Here is a 15467-nt window from a genome sequence, read left to right as displayed (position 1 = left end):
TGTCCGTGATGTTCATGCGCTGCCGACATCCTGTACGACGCCGCTGACAGCGGGCGCCCCGGGGGCGAAACCGATTCGAACCTGCGACATCCCCGCCCGTACACTGTGCGTCGTGACCGAGAACACTCAGCAGAGCAACCACAGCGCCCCCGAACTGCCGACTCAGTACACGCCGGCCGACGTAGAGGGGCCGCTGTACGAGCGCTGGGTAGAGCGGGGTTACTTCGACGCCGACGAGAAGAGCGAGAAGCCGCCGTACACCGTCGTCATCCCGCCGCCGAACGTCACGGGCTCCCTGCACCTGGGGCACGCCTTCGAGCACACGCTCATCGACGCGCTCACCCGCCGTAAGCGGATGCAGGGCTTCGAGACGCTGTGGCAGCCGGGCATGGACCACGCCGGTATCGCCACTCAGAACGTCGTCGAGCGCGAGCTGGCCAAGGAGGGCGTCTCCCGCGACGACCTGGGCCGCGAGGCGTTCGTCGAGCGGGTCTGGCAGTGGAAGAACGAGTCCGGCGGGCAGATCTCCGGGCAGATGCGCCGGCTCGGCGAGGGCGTCGCGTGGTCGCGCGAGCGCTTCACGATGGACGAGGGCCTCTCCCAGGCCGTCCAGACGATCTTCAAGCGGCTCTACGACGACGGCCTGATCTACCGCGCCGAGCGCATCATCAACTGGTGCCCGCGCTGTATGACCGCCATCTCGGACATCGAGGTCGAGTACCAGGACGACGACGGCGAGCTCGTCTCGATCCGGTACGGCGAGGGTGACACCGCCATCGTCGTCGCCACGACGCGGGCCGAGACGATGCTCGGTGACACCGCGGTCGCGGTCCACCCCGAGGACGCGCGGTACGCCCATCTCGTGGGCACCGAGATCGAGTTGCCGCTGACCGGCCGCCGTATCCCGGTCGTCGCGGACGAGCACGTCGACCCGGAGTTCGGCACCGGCGCGGTCAAGGTCACCCCGGCCCACGACCCGAACGACTTCGAGATCGGCCGCCGGCACGATCTGCCCCACATCTCCGTCCTCGACGAGCGCGGGGTCATCACCGCACACGGCCCGTTCCAGGGCCTGGACCGCTTCGAGGCCCGGTCGGCGATCGTCGCCGCGCTGCGCGCCGAGGGCCGGATCGTCGCCGAGAAGCGCCCGTACACGCACTCCGTCGGGCACTGCTCGCGCTGCAAGACCACCATCGAACCGCGGCTGTCCATGCAGTGGTGGGTCAAGGTCGGCCCGCTGGCGAAGGCCGCCGGTGACGCGGTCCGCAGCGGCGAGGTCACCATCCACCCCCAGGAGATGGAGTCCCGCTACTTCGGCTGGGTCGACAACCTCCACGACTGGTGCATCTCGCGGCAGCTGTGGTGGGGCCACCGCATCCCGGTCTGGTACGGGCCGGACGGCGAGACCGTCTGCGTCGGACCGGACGACGAGGTGCCGGCCGGCGAGGGCTGGACGCAGGAGACGGATGTCCTGGACACCTGGTTCTCGTCCGGGCTGTGGCCGTTCTCCACGCTCGGCTGGCCCGAGCGGACCCCGAGCCTGGAGAAGTTCTATCCGAACTCGGTCATCGTCACCGGCTACGACATCCTGTTCTTCTGGGTCACCCGGATGATGATGTTCGGCCTCTACGCGATGGACGGCACCCCGCCGTTCCGCACCATCGTGCTGCACGGCATGGTCCGCGACCAGTTCGGCAAGAAGATGTCCAAGTCCTTCGGGAACGCGGTCAACCCGCTGGACTGGATGGACGCCTACGGCTCCGACGCCCTCCGGTTCACCCTCGCCCGCGGCGCCAACCCGGGCATCGACGTCCCGATCGGCGAGGACTGGGTCCAGGGATCGCGCAACTTCGCCAACAAGATCTGGAACGCGACGCGCTTCGCGCTGATGAACGGCGCGACCGTCGAGGGCGCACTGCCGCCGGCCGAGCAGCTGTCGGCGACCGACCGGTGGATCCTCTCCCGGCTCAACTCGGTCGTCACCGAGGTGGACGCGTACTACGAGGACTACCAGTTCGCGAAGGTGTCGGACACCCTCTTCCACTTCGCGTGGGACGAGGTCTTCGACTGGTACGTCGAGCTGTCCAAGACCACCTTCATGGCGGGCGGACCGGCCGCCGACGCCTCGCGCCGGGTGCTGGGCGAGGTGCTGGACGTCACGCTGCGCCTGCTGCACCCGATCGTCCCGTTCGTCACCGAGACCCTGTGGACGACGCTGACCGGCGGCGAGTCGCTCGTCATCGCCGACTGGCCGGTGGACTCCGGCTTCCGGGACGCGGCGGCGGAGCGGGAGATCGGCACCGTCCAGCAGGTCGTCACGGAGGTCCGCCGGTTCCGCTCCGACCAGGGGCTCCAGCCGGGCCAGAAGGTCCCCGCGAAGCTGGACCTGTCCGGTACGGCGCTGGCGGCGCACGAGGCGGCGATGCGTGCGCTGCTGCGGCTCCAGCCGGCCGGTGACGACTTCAACGCCACCGCCTCCCTGCCGGTCGCGGGCGCCACGGTCGCCCTGGACCTGTCCGGCGCCATCGACGTCGACGCCGAGCGCAAGCGGCTGACGAAGGACCTGGCCGGCGCGGAGAAGGAACTGGCGCAGACGACGGCCAAGCTGGGCAACGAGGCGTTCCTCGCCAAGGCGCCGGAGCAGGTCAAGGACAAGATCCGTACGCGTCAGGCCGCCGCCGAGGCCGATATCGAGCGGCTCTCCGCGCAACTGGCGTCGTTGCCGCAGGGCTGAACCGGAACGGTTGAACCGCCGCTGTCAGTGGGGTCTGCTCCACTGGCAGCGGCGGTTTTTCCTTGCGTCAGCGGGGGTGTGCCGGACCCGGCCGCTGCGGGTAGGGACAAGGCGCGGCCGGCTCCGCGGGAGCTGAGGTGTCGTCCAGGCCCTCGTGCTCGGCGCGCGGGGGCCTGCGCCGTCCCCGTATCCCGCCGCGTCCGCCCCGCTCCCGTACCGGCCACAGCAGGACGTACGCCGTCGAGACGGCCACGAACGCCAGCCGGATGAAGCCGCGCACCGAATCGTCGGGGACGACGAAGACGCTGCCGTAGAGGATGAGCAGGGCCAGCCAGCTCCACCAGGGGACCAGCCGGCGCTGGCCGATGACGTCCCACAGCAGGGTGCCGAGCAGCACGGACGCGGTGTAGTACGTGTAGACGCTCGGGTCCAGCACGATGCGGGCGTTGGCGCCCAGCAGGACCACCGCGGCCCAGCGCCCGCGCCACACGGCCACGCAGCCCAGCGCCAGCCCCAGCGCGGCCTGCGCGGGCCGGTCCCAGCCGGGGGTTTCCGGGTCGCCGACGCCCAGCCAGCGCAGCGCGGACGCCGGATGGTTGGGGATGGCGAACTGCGCCGCGGCGAAGGACCGCGAGTCGCCGATGAAGAACGGCAGCCAGGCGACGGCGACCAGCCCCCCGCACCACAGGGCCGCGCGCAGCCACTTCTCCTTCGGGAGGGCGAGCAGCAGCGGGACGAACGCCAGCGCGGTCGGTTTGGAGTCCATGGCCAGCGCCAGGCAGGCGCCGGTGAGGACGGCGCTGCCACGGGTGACGGACCGTACGGCGAGGGCGGTGAAGAACAGCGCGAGGACGTCGTCGAGATGCCCGAAGCGGACCGCGACCTCGATCCACATGGGGATGAAGGCCAGTCCGGCGATCAGGACGCGCTGCCGCAGCCGCTGGTGGTTGGTGCCGGTGCCCAGGAAGTGGTGGGCGGCGCTGCGGCCCGCCAGTACCACGATGACCAGGCCGAGCAGCGACATCAGGGCCGCGGCCAGGAACTGCCCGGTGGCCTCGGGGAAGGGGTTGAACAGACCGGCCACCAGGAAGCTGATGGGGCCCATCTGGAGTTCGGGGTGGTGGGCGTAGAGGTTGAGCCCGCCGGTGCCGTCGCCGGCCGTGCCCTGGTAGATCAGCTCGCCGCCGGTGCGCAGATAGTGCCAGGAGAAGCCGCCGTGCGGTTCGACCACGGCGAACCACAGCACGGTCCACGCGGTGAGCAGTATGAGATGCATCCGCTGACTGATTGCCGGCACTCGTCTTCAGCTCCTGCTTCCCCGTGGGGTCCTGTCGTGTGAAAGGGCGGGGCGCGTACAGAGCCCGCCGTCGAAGAGGGCGGAACGCGGCAAAGAGTTGTCTCGGCGGCCCGGCCGGTCGCTCTCATCGCCCTCTCATGGGGCTCTCATGAAGGCGAGGCACGGTGGAGCGGATTGCCGATGTTTCCGGCAAAGCCGTACATCCGGTACCGCCGCACCCCGGCGGCGCCGTATCCCCGGCACCGCCGTCCGCCGAGCACCGAGGAGCCGCGCCGCTCATGAACAAACCCCTGCGACGGATCTCGGTCTGCTGTCTGATCCTGGTGCTCGCGCTCATGGGGTGGGTGACCTGGATCCAGGGCGCCAAGGCGAGCACGTACGAGGAGGATCCGCACAACCCGCGGGTGGCGATCGGCAGGTACGCCGCGCCGCTGGGGAACATCCTCGTCGACGGGCAGCCGGTCACCGGCTCCACCGCGACCTCCTCCGACCTCAGGTACAAGCGGACGTACCAGAACGGCCCGCTGTACGCACCGGTCACCGGCTTCGCCTCGCAGATCTACGGCAGCAACCAGCTGGAGAGCCTCTACGGCGACGTCCTGGACGGCTCCGACAGCCGGTTGCAGAACCCCGTCGACACGCTGACGCGCCAGCGGGCCAAGGGCGGTGACGTGGCGACCACCATCGACTCCGCGGTACAGGAGGCCGGCTACCGGGCGCTCGGCGGCAAGACGGGCGCGGCGGTCGCCCTGGACCCGGCGACCGGCCGGATCCTGGGGATGGTCAGCACCCCGTCGTACGACCCGGGGACGTTCGCCGGGTCGGGCGGCGCCGACCAGCGGGCGTGGCAGGCGCTGGCGGCGGACAAGAGCAAGCCCGATCTCAACCGCGCGCTGCGCCAGCCGCTGCCGCCCGGTTCGACGTTCAAGCTGGTGGTCGCCGCGGCCGCGCTGGAGAACGGCCTGTACTCCTCGGTGGACGAGCCCACCGACAGCCCCAACCCGTACGTCCTGCCGCACACCCGCACCACGCTCACCAACGAGAACGCCGCCGCGCCCTGTGAGAACGCGGACATCCGCACCGCGCTCCAGTACTCCTGCAACACCGTCTTCGCGAAGATGGCCGCCGACCTGGGCAAGGACAAGGTGGCCGCGCAGGCCGAGAAGTTCGGCTTCAACGACGGCAAGATGGACACCCCGGTCCGGGCCGCCAAGAGCGTCTACCCCACCGACATGGACGCGGCGCAGACCGCGCTGTCCGGTATCGGCCAGTTCGACGACCAGGCGACGCCGCTCCAGATGGCGATGGTCACCTCGGCCATCGCGAACGGCGGTGAGCTGATGTCCCCGCAGCTGGTCGACAAGGTGACGGACGGCGGCGGCAAGACGATCGAGCAGAGCGCTCCCCGGACGTACGGCAAGGCGATGTCGGCGCGGACCGCCGAGCAGCTGCGGTCGGCGATGCAGACCGTGGTCGACAAGGGCACCGGGTCGAACGCGAAGATCGGCGGGCTGACCGTCGGCGGCAAGACGGGCACCGCCCAGCACGGCGTGGACAACAGCGGCACGCCGTATGCCTGGTTCGTCTCGTACGCGCAGGACGCCAAGGGCCGCCAGGTGGCGGTGGCCGTGATGGTCGAGGACAGCAACGCCTCCCGCAACGAGATCTCCGGCAACGGGCTGGCCGCGCCGATCGCCCGCGCGATGATGAAGGCGGCGCTCGCGTAGCGGCGGGGCGTGGGAGCGGGGCGCGGGACGGCGGGGCCGCCGGGGCGGCGGCCGGGACCGGGGGCGGTACCCGAGGGCGCAACGCAGCGCGACCGCTGTCAGTGGTGCCTCGTAGACTGGTCGGTGTGAGCGAGCGCCCTCAGAACGACGATCCCGACCCGACCGACGCCTCCGACGAACAGGCCGAGGCGGCGACCGGCCTGCCCCGGGCTCCCGGCCCGGATCGCGCCGAGGACACCCCGAACCCCGACCTCGCGGTGATCGAGGCCGGCAGCCGGACCCTGCGCGCGCAGGCCGGACCGCCGCAGGGGGACGGGGTCCCCACCCGCCCCGCCGACCCCGAGGTCGACCGTGCGCTGCGCGCGGTCGAGGAGGAGCTGGCCGGCCGCTGGGGTGAGACCAAGCTCGACCCGTCGGTGCAGCGCATCGTGGCCCTGCTGGACATCCTGGGCGCCCCGCAGCGCGCCTACCCGGCGATCCACATCACGGGCACGAACGGCAAGACCAGCACCGCCCGCATGATCGAGGGCCTGCTGGCCGCCTTCGACCTGCGCACCGGCCGCTACACGAGCCCGCACGTCCAGTCCGTCACCGAGCGGATCAGCCTGGACGGCAGCCCGATCTCCGCCGAGCGCTTCATCGAGACGTACCGGGACATCGCGCCGTACGTGGAGATGGTCGACGCCCAGCAGGAGTACCGCCTGTCGTTCTTCGAGGTGCTGACGGCGATGGCCTTCGCCGCCTTCGCGGACGCGCCGGTGGACGTCGCGGTCGTCGAGGTCGGCATGGGCGGCACCTGGGACGCGACGAACGTCATCGACGGCGCCGTCGCCGTCGTCACCCCGATCGCGCTGGACCACACCGACCGGCTGGGGGAGACCCCCGAGCAGATCGCCGTCGAGAAGTCCGGAATCATCAAGAAGGACGCGACGGTCGTGCTGGCCCAGCAGCCGGTGGACGCCGCGTCCGTGCTGCTCAAGCGCGCCGTCGAGGTGGACGCCACGGTCGCCCGCGAGGGCATGGAGTTCGGGGTGCTGAGCCGTGAGGTGGCGGTCGGCGGCCAGATGCTGACGCTGCGCGGGCTGGGCGGCGAGTACCCGGAGATCTTCCTTCCGCTCTACGGCGCCCACCAGGCGCACAACGCCGCGGTGGCGCTCGCCGCGGTCGAGGCGTTCTTCGGCATCGGCTCCGAGCACGCCCGCACGCTGGACATCGAGACGATCCGCACCGCCTTCGCCGCGGTCGCCTCCCCGGGCCGGATGGAGGTCGTCCGGCGCAGCCCGACCGTGGTGCTGGACGCGGCGCACAACCCGGCGGGCGCGCGGGCCGCGGCCGAGGCGGTCACCGAGGCGTTCGGCTTCAGCCGGCTGGTGGGCGTCGTCGGCGCCAGTGCGGACAAGGACGTCCGGGGTTTCCTGGAGGCGTTCGAGCCGATCTTCGCCGAGGTGGTGGTGACCCGTAACTCCAGTCACCGCGCGATGGACGCCGACGCACTGGCTGCCGTCGCCGTCGAGGTCTTCGGCGCCGAACGGGTCCAGGTCGAGCCGCGGCTGGACGACGCCCTGGAGGCGGCGATCACCCTCGCCGAGGAAGAGGGCGAATTCTCCGGAGCGGGCGTACTCGTCACCGGCTCCGTGATCACGGTCGGCGAGGCCCGGCTGCTGTTGGGAAGGGGCTGACCATGCGCACCCTGTGTGCGAGCACGCTGATCGGCGAGGTCTTCGTGATCGGCTTCGCCGGACTGGTCGCGATGCAGCTCAGCGATCTGTCGGCGGCGACGATCTGGACGGTCAGCGGTATCGCGATGCTGCTGTGCGTGCTGCTGTGCGGGATGCTGACCCGGCCGGGCGGTATCCAGCTGGGCTGGGCGCTCCAGATAGCGCTGATCGCCAGCGGTCTGGTCGTCCCGACGATGTTCTTCCTCGGCGCGGTGTTCACGGCGTTGTGGTGGGCGTCGGTCCACTTCGGCCGCAAGATCGACGAGGCGAAGGCCCGCTGGGCGGCGCAGGCCGAGGCGGCGGCGGACCCGGCTTAGGGCCGCCGGCGGCCGGTCCGGCGCCGGGGCCGGGCGGCGGGGGCCGTACGGCCCGTGCCGGAGCCCGGGGCTGGGCCGCGGGCGGCCATGTCGCCCATGTAGCCTCAGGGCACCCGCTGACGGTCTTTCGTATACAAGGAGTCTTCTCGTGAGCCAGCGCACCCTCGTCCTCCTCAAGCCCGACGCGGTCCGGCGCGGTCTGGTCGGCGAGATCCTCGGCCGTATCGAGAAGAAGGCCGGCTGGACGATCGGCGCCCTGGAACTGCGCACCCTGGACCGCGAGATCCTGGAGCAGCACTACGCCGAGCACGTCGGCAAGGTTTTCTACGAGCCGCTGGTCGCCTTCATGTCCTCCGGCCCGGTCGTCTCGCTGGTCGTCGAGGGCGAGCGCGTGATCGAGGGCGTGCGGGCGCTCGCCGGTCCGACGGACCCGATCGCCGCGCCGAGTGGCTCCATTCGTGGGGACTTCGGCACGATCACCCGGGAGAATCTGATCCACGCCTCGGACTCCGAGGAGTCCGCGGAGCGCGAGATCAAGATTTTCTTTCCCGGAATTTCCTGACGCTTCGTCAGCCGCGCAACCTGTTGTGACCAGGGGCGACCGAGGGACACCTCGGTCGCCCTTCGGCGTCCGAGCCCTGAACGGGGGAACGTATCAGCGCGACACGACGTCCCCATTAAGAGGGGCGAAGGCGTGTACAGCTGACAATGGCGGAAGAGCCCACCGTGTTCGAGTGGGCAAGACGACACGACTACGATGGAAGCTTCCGCGCCGCATGGCGCATCACCTGCCGACCTCCGTAAGCATTCGCTCAAGTTGGGAAGGCCAGACGTATCCTCATGGGGAACAACATGTCGTTCATCGGCCGTGACATGGCTGTCGACCTCGGGACCGCCAACACGCTGGTGTACGTCAGGGGCCGCGGCATCGTCCTCAACGAACCGTCGGTCGTGGCCATCAACACCAACACCGGCGGCATCCTCGCGGTCGGTGCCGAGGCGAAGAAGATGATCGGGCGGACGCCGGGCAACATCGTCGCCGTGCGCCCCCTGAAGGACGGCGTGATCGCCGACTTCGAGATCACCGAGCGGATGCTCCGCTACTTCATCCTGAAGATCCACAAGCGCCGCTATCTGGCCCGCCCCCGGGTGGTCGTCTGCGTCCCCTCCGGTATCACCGGGGTCGAGCGCCGTGCCGTCATCGAGGCGTCGACCCAGGCCGGCGCGCGCCAGGTCCACATCATCGAGGAGCCGATGGCCGCCGCCATCGGTTCCGGCCTGCCGGTCCACGAGGCCACCGGCAACATGGTCGTGGACATCGGCGGCGGCACCACCGAGGTCGCGGTCATCTCGCTCGGCGGGATCGTCACGGCCCAGTCCATCCGCGTCGCCGGTGACGAGCTCGACAACGCGATCATCCAGCACATCAAGAAGGAGTACAGCCTTCTGCTGGGCGAGCGCACCGCCGAGAGCATCAAGATCACCATCGGCTCCGCGTACGACCTCGACCAGGACGAGCACACCGAGATCCGCGGCCGCGACCTGGTCTCCGGCCTGCCGAAGACCGTCGTCATCTCGGCGACCGAGGTCCGCAAGGCCATCGAGGAACCGGTCAACTCCATCGTCGACGCGGTCAAGACGACCCTCGACAAGTGCCCCCCGGAGCTGTCCGGCGACGTCATGGACCGCGGCATCGTGCTCACCGGCGGCGGCGCCCTGCTCCGCGGCCTCGACGAGCGTCTGCGCCGCGAGACCGGTATGCCCATCCACATCGCCGAGGACCCCCTCGACTCCGTCGCGCTCGGGTCCGGCAAGTGCGTCGAGGAGTTCGAGGCGCTCCAGCAGGTCCTCGACTCCCAGCCGCGCAGGTAGCAGCACTCCGGTCCCGGCCCCGCCCGCGGGCGTCACATGGCGCCCACGGGCGGGGCCGGGCACCCCGCGCACCGGCGGCTGCGCCCGGCGGATCGCTGATATACAGGCACAACACCCCTACCGACACGGTGCACTGACACTTCACCACCACGGCACCGCGCACACAGGCACAACGCTCAACTCCCGAACGAGACCGGTGCGGGCACGCAGCCGGCCGGTCCTACGAGGAAGGACACGGCCGCCGCACGTGAGGGACACACGAGAGAGCCGGCTGCTGCTGGTGCTGCTGGTCGCGATCGCGTTCGCGTTGATCACGGTGGACATCCGCGGCGGCGAGCAGTCCCCGCTCGACGGTGCCCGCCGAGCCGCTGCCGCCGCCTTCGGCCCGATCGAGAACGGCGTCGCCCGCGCCGTCAACCCGGTCGGCAACGCCGTCGGCGCCGTACGGGACTCCGGCGAGCGGCACACCCGGATCAGCGCGCTGGAGCACGAGAACGCCGCCCTGAAGGCCAGGCTCGGCTCGTCCGACCGCAACCGCAGCCGCGCCGCCGAGCTCGACAAGATGCTCAAGACCGCGGGCGCCGGCCAGTACGGCATCAAGGGCGCCGAGGTCATCGCCATCGGCGCGGCCCAGGGCTTCTCCTGGACCGTCACCATCGACGCCGGCAGCCGCGACGGCATCGCCCGCGACATGACCGTCGTCAACGGGGACGGCCTGGTCGGCCGGGTCACCACCGTCGGCGCGCACACCGCCACCGTACTGCTGGCCAACGACCCCGAGTTCACCGTCGGCACCCGCATGGAGACCACCAACGAGATCGGCTTCGGCAACGGCCAGGGCGGCCAGTCGCTGCGCGTCGAACTCCTCAACGGCAGGGCCGACGTCAAGAAGGGCGACCGGATGGTCACCTTCGGCTCCAGCGCCGACAAGCCGTTCGTGCCCGGCGTACCGGTCGGCCGGGTGGTCAAGGTCGAGCCCGCCAACGGTGACCTGACCCGCACCCTCCAGGTCCGGCCCTACGTCACCTTCTCCCAGCTCGACATCGTCGGCATCGTCGTCCAGCCGCCCCGTGAGGACCCCCGCGACACCGTCCTGCCGGCCCGGCCCGCCAAGCCCGCGCCGACGCCGACGATCACCGTCACGGCCACCCCCACCGCGAGCGATCCCACCAGGAGCTGACCGATGCGCATCAACCGGATTCTGCTCTCGACCCCGCTGATCGTCGTCGCCCTCGTCATCCAGGTCAGCATCCTCGGCCGGCTCCAACTGCCCGGCGCCGTACCGGACCTGCTGCTGCTCGTCGTGCTCGGCCTCGCGCTCGTCTACGGCCATGTCGGCGGCGCCCTCATCGGCTTCGGCGCCGGGCTGCTCGCCGACCTCGCGCCGCCCTCCGACCACGCCATCGGCCGCTTCGCCCTGGTGCTCTGCGTCATCGGCTACCTCGCGGGACTGACCAAACCGGACTCCGGGCAGCACCGCTCGGCGACGGTCCCCCTCATGGTCGTCATCGGCGCGGCCATCGGCTCCACCCTGCTCTACGCCGGCGTCGGCGCGCTCGTCGGCGACACCGCCGCCCGGCACGTCGGCGTCGGCGGGCTGCTGCTCAGCGCCACCCTCTACGACCTGCTGCTCGCCCCCTTCACCGTCCCGCTGGTGATGGCGCTGGCGCGCCGGACGGAGGGCGATCCGCTGACCGGCGACGGCACCGGCGGCCAGAGCGGGACCGCCAAGGGCCGCGAGGCGGGGTACAGCTGGCTCAGCACCGGCACCGGACTCAAGGCCAGCCGCGGCCGGATGCCCAAGGCGGCCCGGATGCCCAGGGAGGCCCGGATCGGCGGCCAGCGAGGCGGACTGCTCACCAGGTCGGCCCGTAACAAGGCAGGACGTATCAAGGGGGTCAAGCGCCTGTGAAATCCCACCCGTCTCCCGGCCACCACCCCTCACGGAGGCGCTGCGCGCCATGAGTAACATTCCGGAGACCGGCCGCACCTCCCGTGTCACGGTCCGTCTCATCGCGATTCAGATCCTGGTCTTCTCGCTTCTGCTCACGCTCGGCGGCCGGCTCTGGTACCTCCAGATCCGCAACGGCAAGGAGTACGCCAACCAGGCGCGGAGCAACCACGTACAGCAGGTCATCGACCCCGCCACCCGCGGCTCCATCCTCGACGCCCGGGGCGTGCCGCTGGCCGACAACCAGACCCGGCTGGTCGTCTCCGCCAGCCGCACCGACCTGCTGAAGATAAAGGACCACGGCAAGGCCGTCCTCGCCCGGCTCTCCCAGGTGCTCGGCATGCCCGAGGAGGAGATCCGCAACAAGGTCCGGCTCTGTGACGCCAAGACGCCGCAGCCCTGCTGGAACGGGTCGCCCTACCAGCCGATCCCGATCACGGACAAGGCCACCACCCAGCAGGCCCTCCAGATCCGCGAGCGCTCCGAGGACTTCCCCGGCATCAGCGCCGAGCCCACCGCCGTCCGCCGCTACGCCGCCCCGGGCGACGCCAACTCCGCCCAGGTCCTCGGCTACCTCTCGCCGGTCACCGACGACGAGATCACCAAGGCCAAGGACAGCCGCTCGCCGCTGCTGCGCTCCGACCAGATCGGCCGGTCGGGGCTGGAGCGGACGTACGACAGCGAGCTGCGCGGCAAGGCCGGCGTCACCCGCTACGAGGTCGACAACCTCGGCCGGGTCATCGGCAAGGCCAAGAGCGACCGCGCGGTGCCCGGCTCCCACGTCATCACCAGCATCGACGCCCGCGTCCAGGCCATAGCGGAGAAGGAGCTGGACCAGGCGCAGAAGGACGCCCGCAACGTGTTCGACAAGAACACCGGCACCAACTACAAGGCCGACGCGGGCGCCGTGGTCGTCATGGAGACGCAGACCGGCCGGGTGGTGGCGATGGCCTCCAGCCCCACCTACGACCCCAACGCCTGGGTCGGCGGGATCTCCGGCAAGGACTACGCCAAGCTCACCGGCAAGGACTCCAACTACCCGCTGCTGAACCGCGCGATCCAGGGGCAGGCGGCTCCCGGCTCGATCTTCAAGGTCATCTCGACCACCGCCGCGGTCAACGCCGGTTACGACTTCGACGGCCACTACCCCTGCACCAGCGCGTTCAACATCGGCGACCAGGTGTTCAAGAACTTCGAGTCCGAGAACTACGGCGCCATCAGCCTCGGCCGCGCGCTGGAGGTCTCCTGCGACACCGTCTTCTACGACCTCGCCTACAAGCAGTGGCAGAAGGACGGCGGCAACAACCCCACCCACCCCGCGGACTGGTTCTACAAGACCGCCCACCAGTTCGGCCTGGGCAAGGAGACCGGTATCGACCTGCCCAACGAGGTACGGGGCCGGGTTCCCGACCGCCAGTGGAAGAAGGACTACTGGCAGGCCAACAAGGACGGCTGGTGCGCGCAGGGCGAGCACGCCGACGACTATGTATCGAAGATCGCCAAGGAGAACTGCGAGTCCGGCATGAAGATGCGCGCCGGTGACTCCGTCAACTACTCCATCGGACAGGGCGACACCCTCGTCACCCCGATCCAGATGGCGACCATCTACTCCGCCATCGCCAACGGCGGCACCCTCTACAACCCGACCGTCGGCAAGGCCGTCGTCAGCCCCGACGGCAAGCACATCCGGGAGATCCGGCCCACCGCGCACGGCAAACTGCCGGACAGCCCCAAGACGCTCCGGCAGATCGGCGACGCGCTGGCGGGCGTGGCCACCCGCGGCACCGCCGCCTGGCGGTTCGGCGGCTGGCCGCAGGACAAGATCCCGATGCACGCCAAGACCGGTACGGCCGAGGTCTACGGCAAGCAGACGACGGGCTGGTTCGCGACGTACACCAAGGACTACACGGTCCTGATGACGATCTCCCAGGGCGGTACGGGCTCCGGCTCCGCGGGCCCGGCCGTACGCAAGATCTACAACGCGCTGTACGGCGTCGACGACAGCGGGCAGATCGACGAGAAGGCCGCGCTGCTCCCGAAGCCGCAAGCCTCGCTCCCCAAGATCGAGAGCGATGGCACGATCCAGGCCCAGCCCATCAAGCCGGTGTCGGAAACGCTGCCGGACGAAGAGGAGGGGCAGCAAGAGTGACGGCCAGTCACCACACCTCCCGGACGTTCTCCGTCCGGCGCTACGCCCCCGAACCCGGCGCCTGGGGGAAGATCACCGCGCGCGACTCGGTCGTCCGCAAGCTGGACTGGGTCCTGCTGCTGTCCTGCGCGGCGCTCTCGCTCATCGGCGCGGTGCTCGTCCACTCCGCCACCCGCAACCGCACCGAACTCAACCACGGCGAACCGTACTTCTTCTTCCTGCGCCATCTGCTCAACACCGGCATCGGGCTGGCGCTGGCCGCTCTCACGATCTGGCTCGGCCACCGGACGCTGCGCGGCGCCGTCCCGGTCCTGTTCGGTCTCGCGGTCGTCCTCGCGCTGCTCGTGCTGACGCCGCTGGGCTCCACCATCAACGGCTCGCGGTCCTGGCTGGCGATCCCGGGCGGTTTCTCGCTGCAGCCCGCCGAGTTCACCAAGATCACCATCACCCTCGGCATGGCGATGATCCTGGCGGCCCGGGTCGACGCGGGCGACCGCCCGCACCCCGACCACCGTACGGTCGTCCAGGCGCTCGGCCTCGCGGCCATCCCCGTCGCCGTCATCCTCCTGATGCCCGACCTCGGGTCGGTGATGGTGCTCGGCGCCATCGTCCTCGGTGTGCTGCTCGCGTCCGGCGCCTCCAACCGCTGGATCCTGGGGCTGCTGGGCACCGGCGTCGTGGGCTGCCTCGCCATCTGGCAGTTCGGCCTGCTCGACGAGTACCAGATCGCCCGCTTCGCCGCCTTCGCCAACCCGAGCCTCGATCCGGCCGGCGTCGGCTACAACACCAACCAGGCCCGTATCGCGATCGGCGGCGGCGGCCTGACCGGCTCCGGGCTCTTCCGCGGCAGCCAGACCACCGGCCAGTTCGTACCCGAACAGCAGACGGACTTCATCTTCACCGTCGCGGGCGAGGAACTCGGCTTCCTGGGCGCGGGCCTGATCATCGTCCTGCTCGGCGTCGTGCTGTGGCGCGCCTGCCGCATCGCCCGCGAGACCACCGAGCTCTACGGCACCATCGTCGCCGCCGGCATCATCGCCTGGTTCGCCTTCCAGGCGTTCGAGAACATCGGCATGACCCTCGGCATCATGCCCGTCACCGGCCTCCCTCTGCCGTTCGTCTCCTACGGCGGCACCTCCATGTTCGCCGTCTGGATCGCCATCGGCCTGTTGCAGTCGATCCGGGCGCAGCGGCCGGTGTCGGCCGCGCGGTGAGGGGCGCCCCGGGACCCGGGGCGGCGGTACGGCGGTATGCGGTGCGAACCACCGGAGTGCGGGGTGCGGCGGGCCTGCGCGGGGTGCGGTGCCCCGGCCGTCCGCGAGGCGGGCGACGCGGCGCGCGGCGCGGTCGGACGCCCGGCGGGGGCGCGGCCGGACGGGGGCGGGACGGCCGTCGGGGCCGCGGGGTGGACGCTGCTGCGCGCGGACCGTGCCCGGCGGTCAGGAAACCGGCGCGGGACGTGTGCGGAAGCGGGGCGCGCCGGGCGACGGCCGCGATGCGGGGGCGCAGGGGTGCCCGGGGCCCGGGTGCCCCTCCCCGGGCTGGTTGGCGTGCGCGCCGGAGGCCACCGTTCGTGGGCGGCTGGTCGCGCACCGTAAGTCGCCTCGTGTCACCTGTGCCACTCGGCCCCCGGACGCGTGATCTCCCGGGAGCCGCCCGCGGATTCCCCGTTGGCCGCCGCGCCGCGCCGCTCCACGCGCCG

The 15467-nt window shown here is 70.8% G+C and carries 11 protein-coding genes; 10 read left to right on the top strand and 1 reads right to left on the bottom strand.

What is annotated here, in order from left to right; genetic code table 11:
* Nucleotides 1-112: 112 nt before the first annotated feature.
* Nucleotides 113-2734, top strand: coding sequence for a valine--tRNA ligase (locus ACLJWH_RS16745; protein ID WP_411142495.1), 2622 nt, complete (start codon nt 113-115; stop codon nt 2732-2734).
* Nucleotides 2735-2801: 67 nt separating this feature from the next.
* On the opposite strand, the gene ACLJWH_RS16740 is transcribed toward ACLJWH_RS16745, so the two are convergent.
* The gene (locus ACLJWH_RS16740) at nt 2802-4010 is read right to left on the bottom strand and encodes a hypothetical protein (RefSeq protein WP_411142494.1); all 1209 of its coding nucleotides are present in this window, start codon (nt 4008-4010) and stop codon (nt 2802-2804) included.
* Between the two features lie 299 nt (nt 4011-4309).
* Here ACLJWH_RS16740 and ACLJWH_RS16735 point away from each other — a divergent pair, with 299 nt between their 5' ends.
* From ACLJWH_RS16735 to rodA, 9 genes are all read left to right on the top strand, one after another.
* A complete protein-coding gene (locus ACLJWH_RS16735; protein ID WP_411142493.1) occupies nt 4310-5758 on the top strand; it encodes a peptidoglycan D,D-transpeptidase FtsI family protein in 1449 nt (482 codons plus the stop codon).
* Between the two features lie 125 nt (nt 5759-5883).
* On the top strand, nt 5884-7437 hold the full coding sequence (gene folC / locus ACLJWH_RS16730; RefSeq protein ID WP_411142492.1) for a bifunctional tetrahydrofolate synthase/dihydrofolate synthase: 1554 nt from the start codon (nt 5884-5886) through the stop codon (nt 7435-7437).
* Between the two features lie 2 nt (nt 7438-7439).
* The gene (locus tag ACLJWH_RS16725) at nt 7440-7793 is read left to right on the top strand and encodes a DUF4233 domain-containing protein (protein WP_411142491.1); all 354 of its coding nucleotides are present in this window, start codon (nt 7440-7442) and stop codon (nt 7791-7793) included.
* A gap of 148 nt (nt 7794-7941) precedes the next feature.
* Nucleotides 7942-8355: a nucleoside-diphosphate kinase gene (gene ndk, locus ACLJWH_RS16720; RefSeq protein ID WP_367431181.1), complete on the top strand. Its 414-nt coding sequence runs from the start codon at nt 7942-7944 to the stop codon at nt 8353-8355.
* 290 nt (nt 8356-8645) lie between these two features.
* Entirely contained in the window at nt 8646-9665 is a 1020-nt protein-coding gene (locus tag ACLJWH_RS16715) for a rod shape-determining protein (RefSeq protein WP_052855747.1), read from the top strand.
* 247 nt (nt 9666-9912) lie between these two features.
* A complete protein-coding gene (mreC, locus tag ACLJWH_RS16710; RefSeq protein ID WP_411142490.1) occupies nt 9913-10845 on the top strand; it encodes a rod shape-determining protein MreC in 933 nt (310 codons plus the stop codon).
* A gap of 3 nt (nt 10846-10848) precedes the next feature.
* Nucleotides 10849-11577, top strand: coding sequence for a rod shape-determining protein MreD (gene mreD / locus ACLJWH_RS16705; protein ID WP_052855745.1), 729 nt, complete (start codon nt 10849-10851; stop codon nt 11575-11577).
* Nucleotides 11578-11626: 49 nt separating this feature from the next.
* Nucleotides 11627-13765, top strand: coding sequence for a penicillin-binding protein 2 (gene mrdA, locus ACLJWH_RS16700; protein ID WP_411142489.1), 2139 nt, complete (start codon nt 11627-11629; stop codon nt 13763-13765).
* Nucleotides 13762-14979 (top strand): rod shape-determining protein RodA, encoded by a 1218-nt coding sequence (rodA, locus tag ACLJWH_RS16695; protein WP_411142488.1) that lies wholly within the window; start codon nt 13762-13764, stop codon nt 14977-14979. The genes mrdA and rodA overlap by 4 nt, the downstream gene beginning before the upstream one ends.
* Nucleotides 14980-15467 lie beyond the last annotated feature (488 nt).

The sequence above is a fragment of the Streptomyces sp. x-80 genome, assembly GCF_046549095.1.
GTDB classification, from domain to species: Bacteria; Actinomycetota; Actinomycetes; order Streptomycetales; family Streptomycetaceae; genus Streptomyces; species Streptomyces celluloflavus.
The sequence above is the reverse complement of the archived record's forward strand: the minus strand, read 5'-3'. Positions and strand labels throughout refer to the sequence as shown.

Coding starts and splice junctions, on each gene's coding strand:
- ACLJWH_RS16735 (WP_411142493.1), top strand. CDS start 4,310: ATGAACAAACCCCTGCGACGGATCTCGGTCTGCTGTCTGATCCTGGTG.
- mreD (WP_052855745.1), top strand. CDS start 10,849: ATGCGCATCAACCGGATTCTGCTCTCGACCCCGCTGATCGTCGTCGCC.
- ACLJWH_RS16725 (WP_411142491.1), top strand. CDS start 7,440: ATGCGCACCCTGTGTGCGAGCACGCTGATCGGCGAGGTCTTCGTGATC.
- ACLJWH_RS16715 (WP_052855747.1), top strand. CDS start 8,646: ATGTCGTTCATCGGCCGTGACATGGCTGTCGACCTCGGGACCGCCAAC.
- ACLJWH_RS16740 (WP_411142494.1), bottom strand. CDS start 4,010: ATGCATCTCATACTGCTCACCGCGTGGACCGTGCTGTGGTTCGCCGTG.
- mrdA (WP_411142489.1), top strand. CDS start 11,627: ATGAGTAACATTCCGGAGACCGGCCGCACCTCCCGTGTCACGGTCCGT.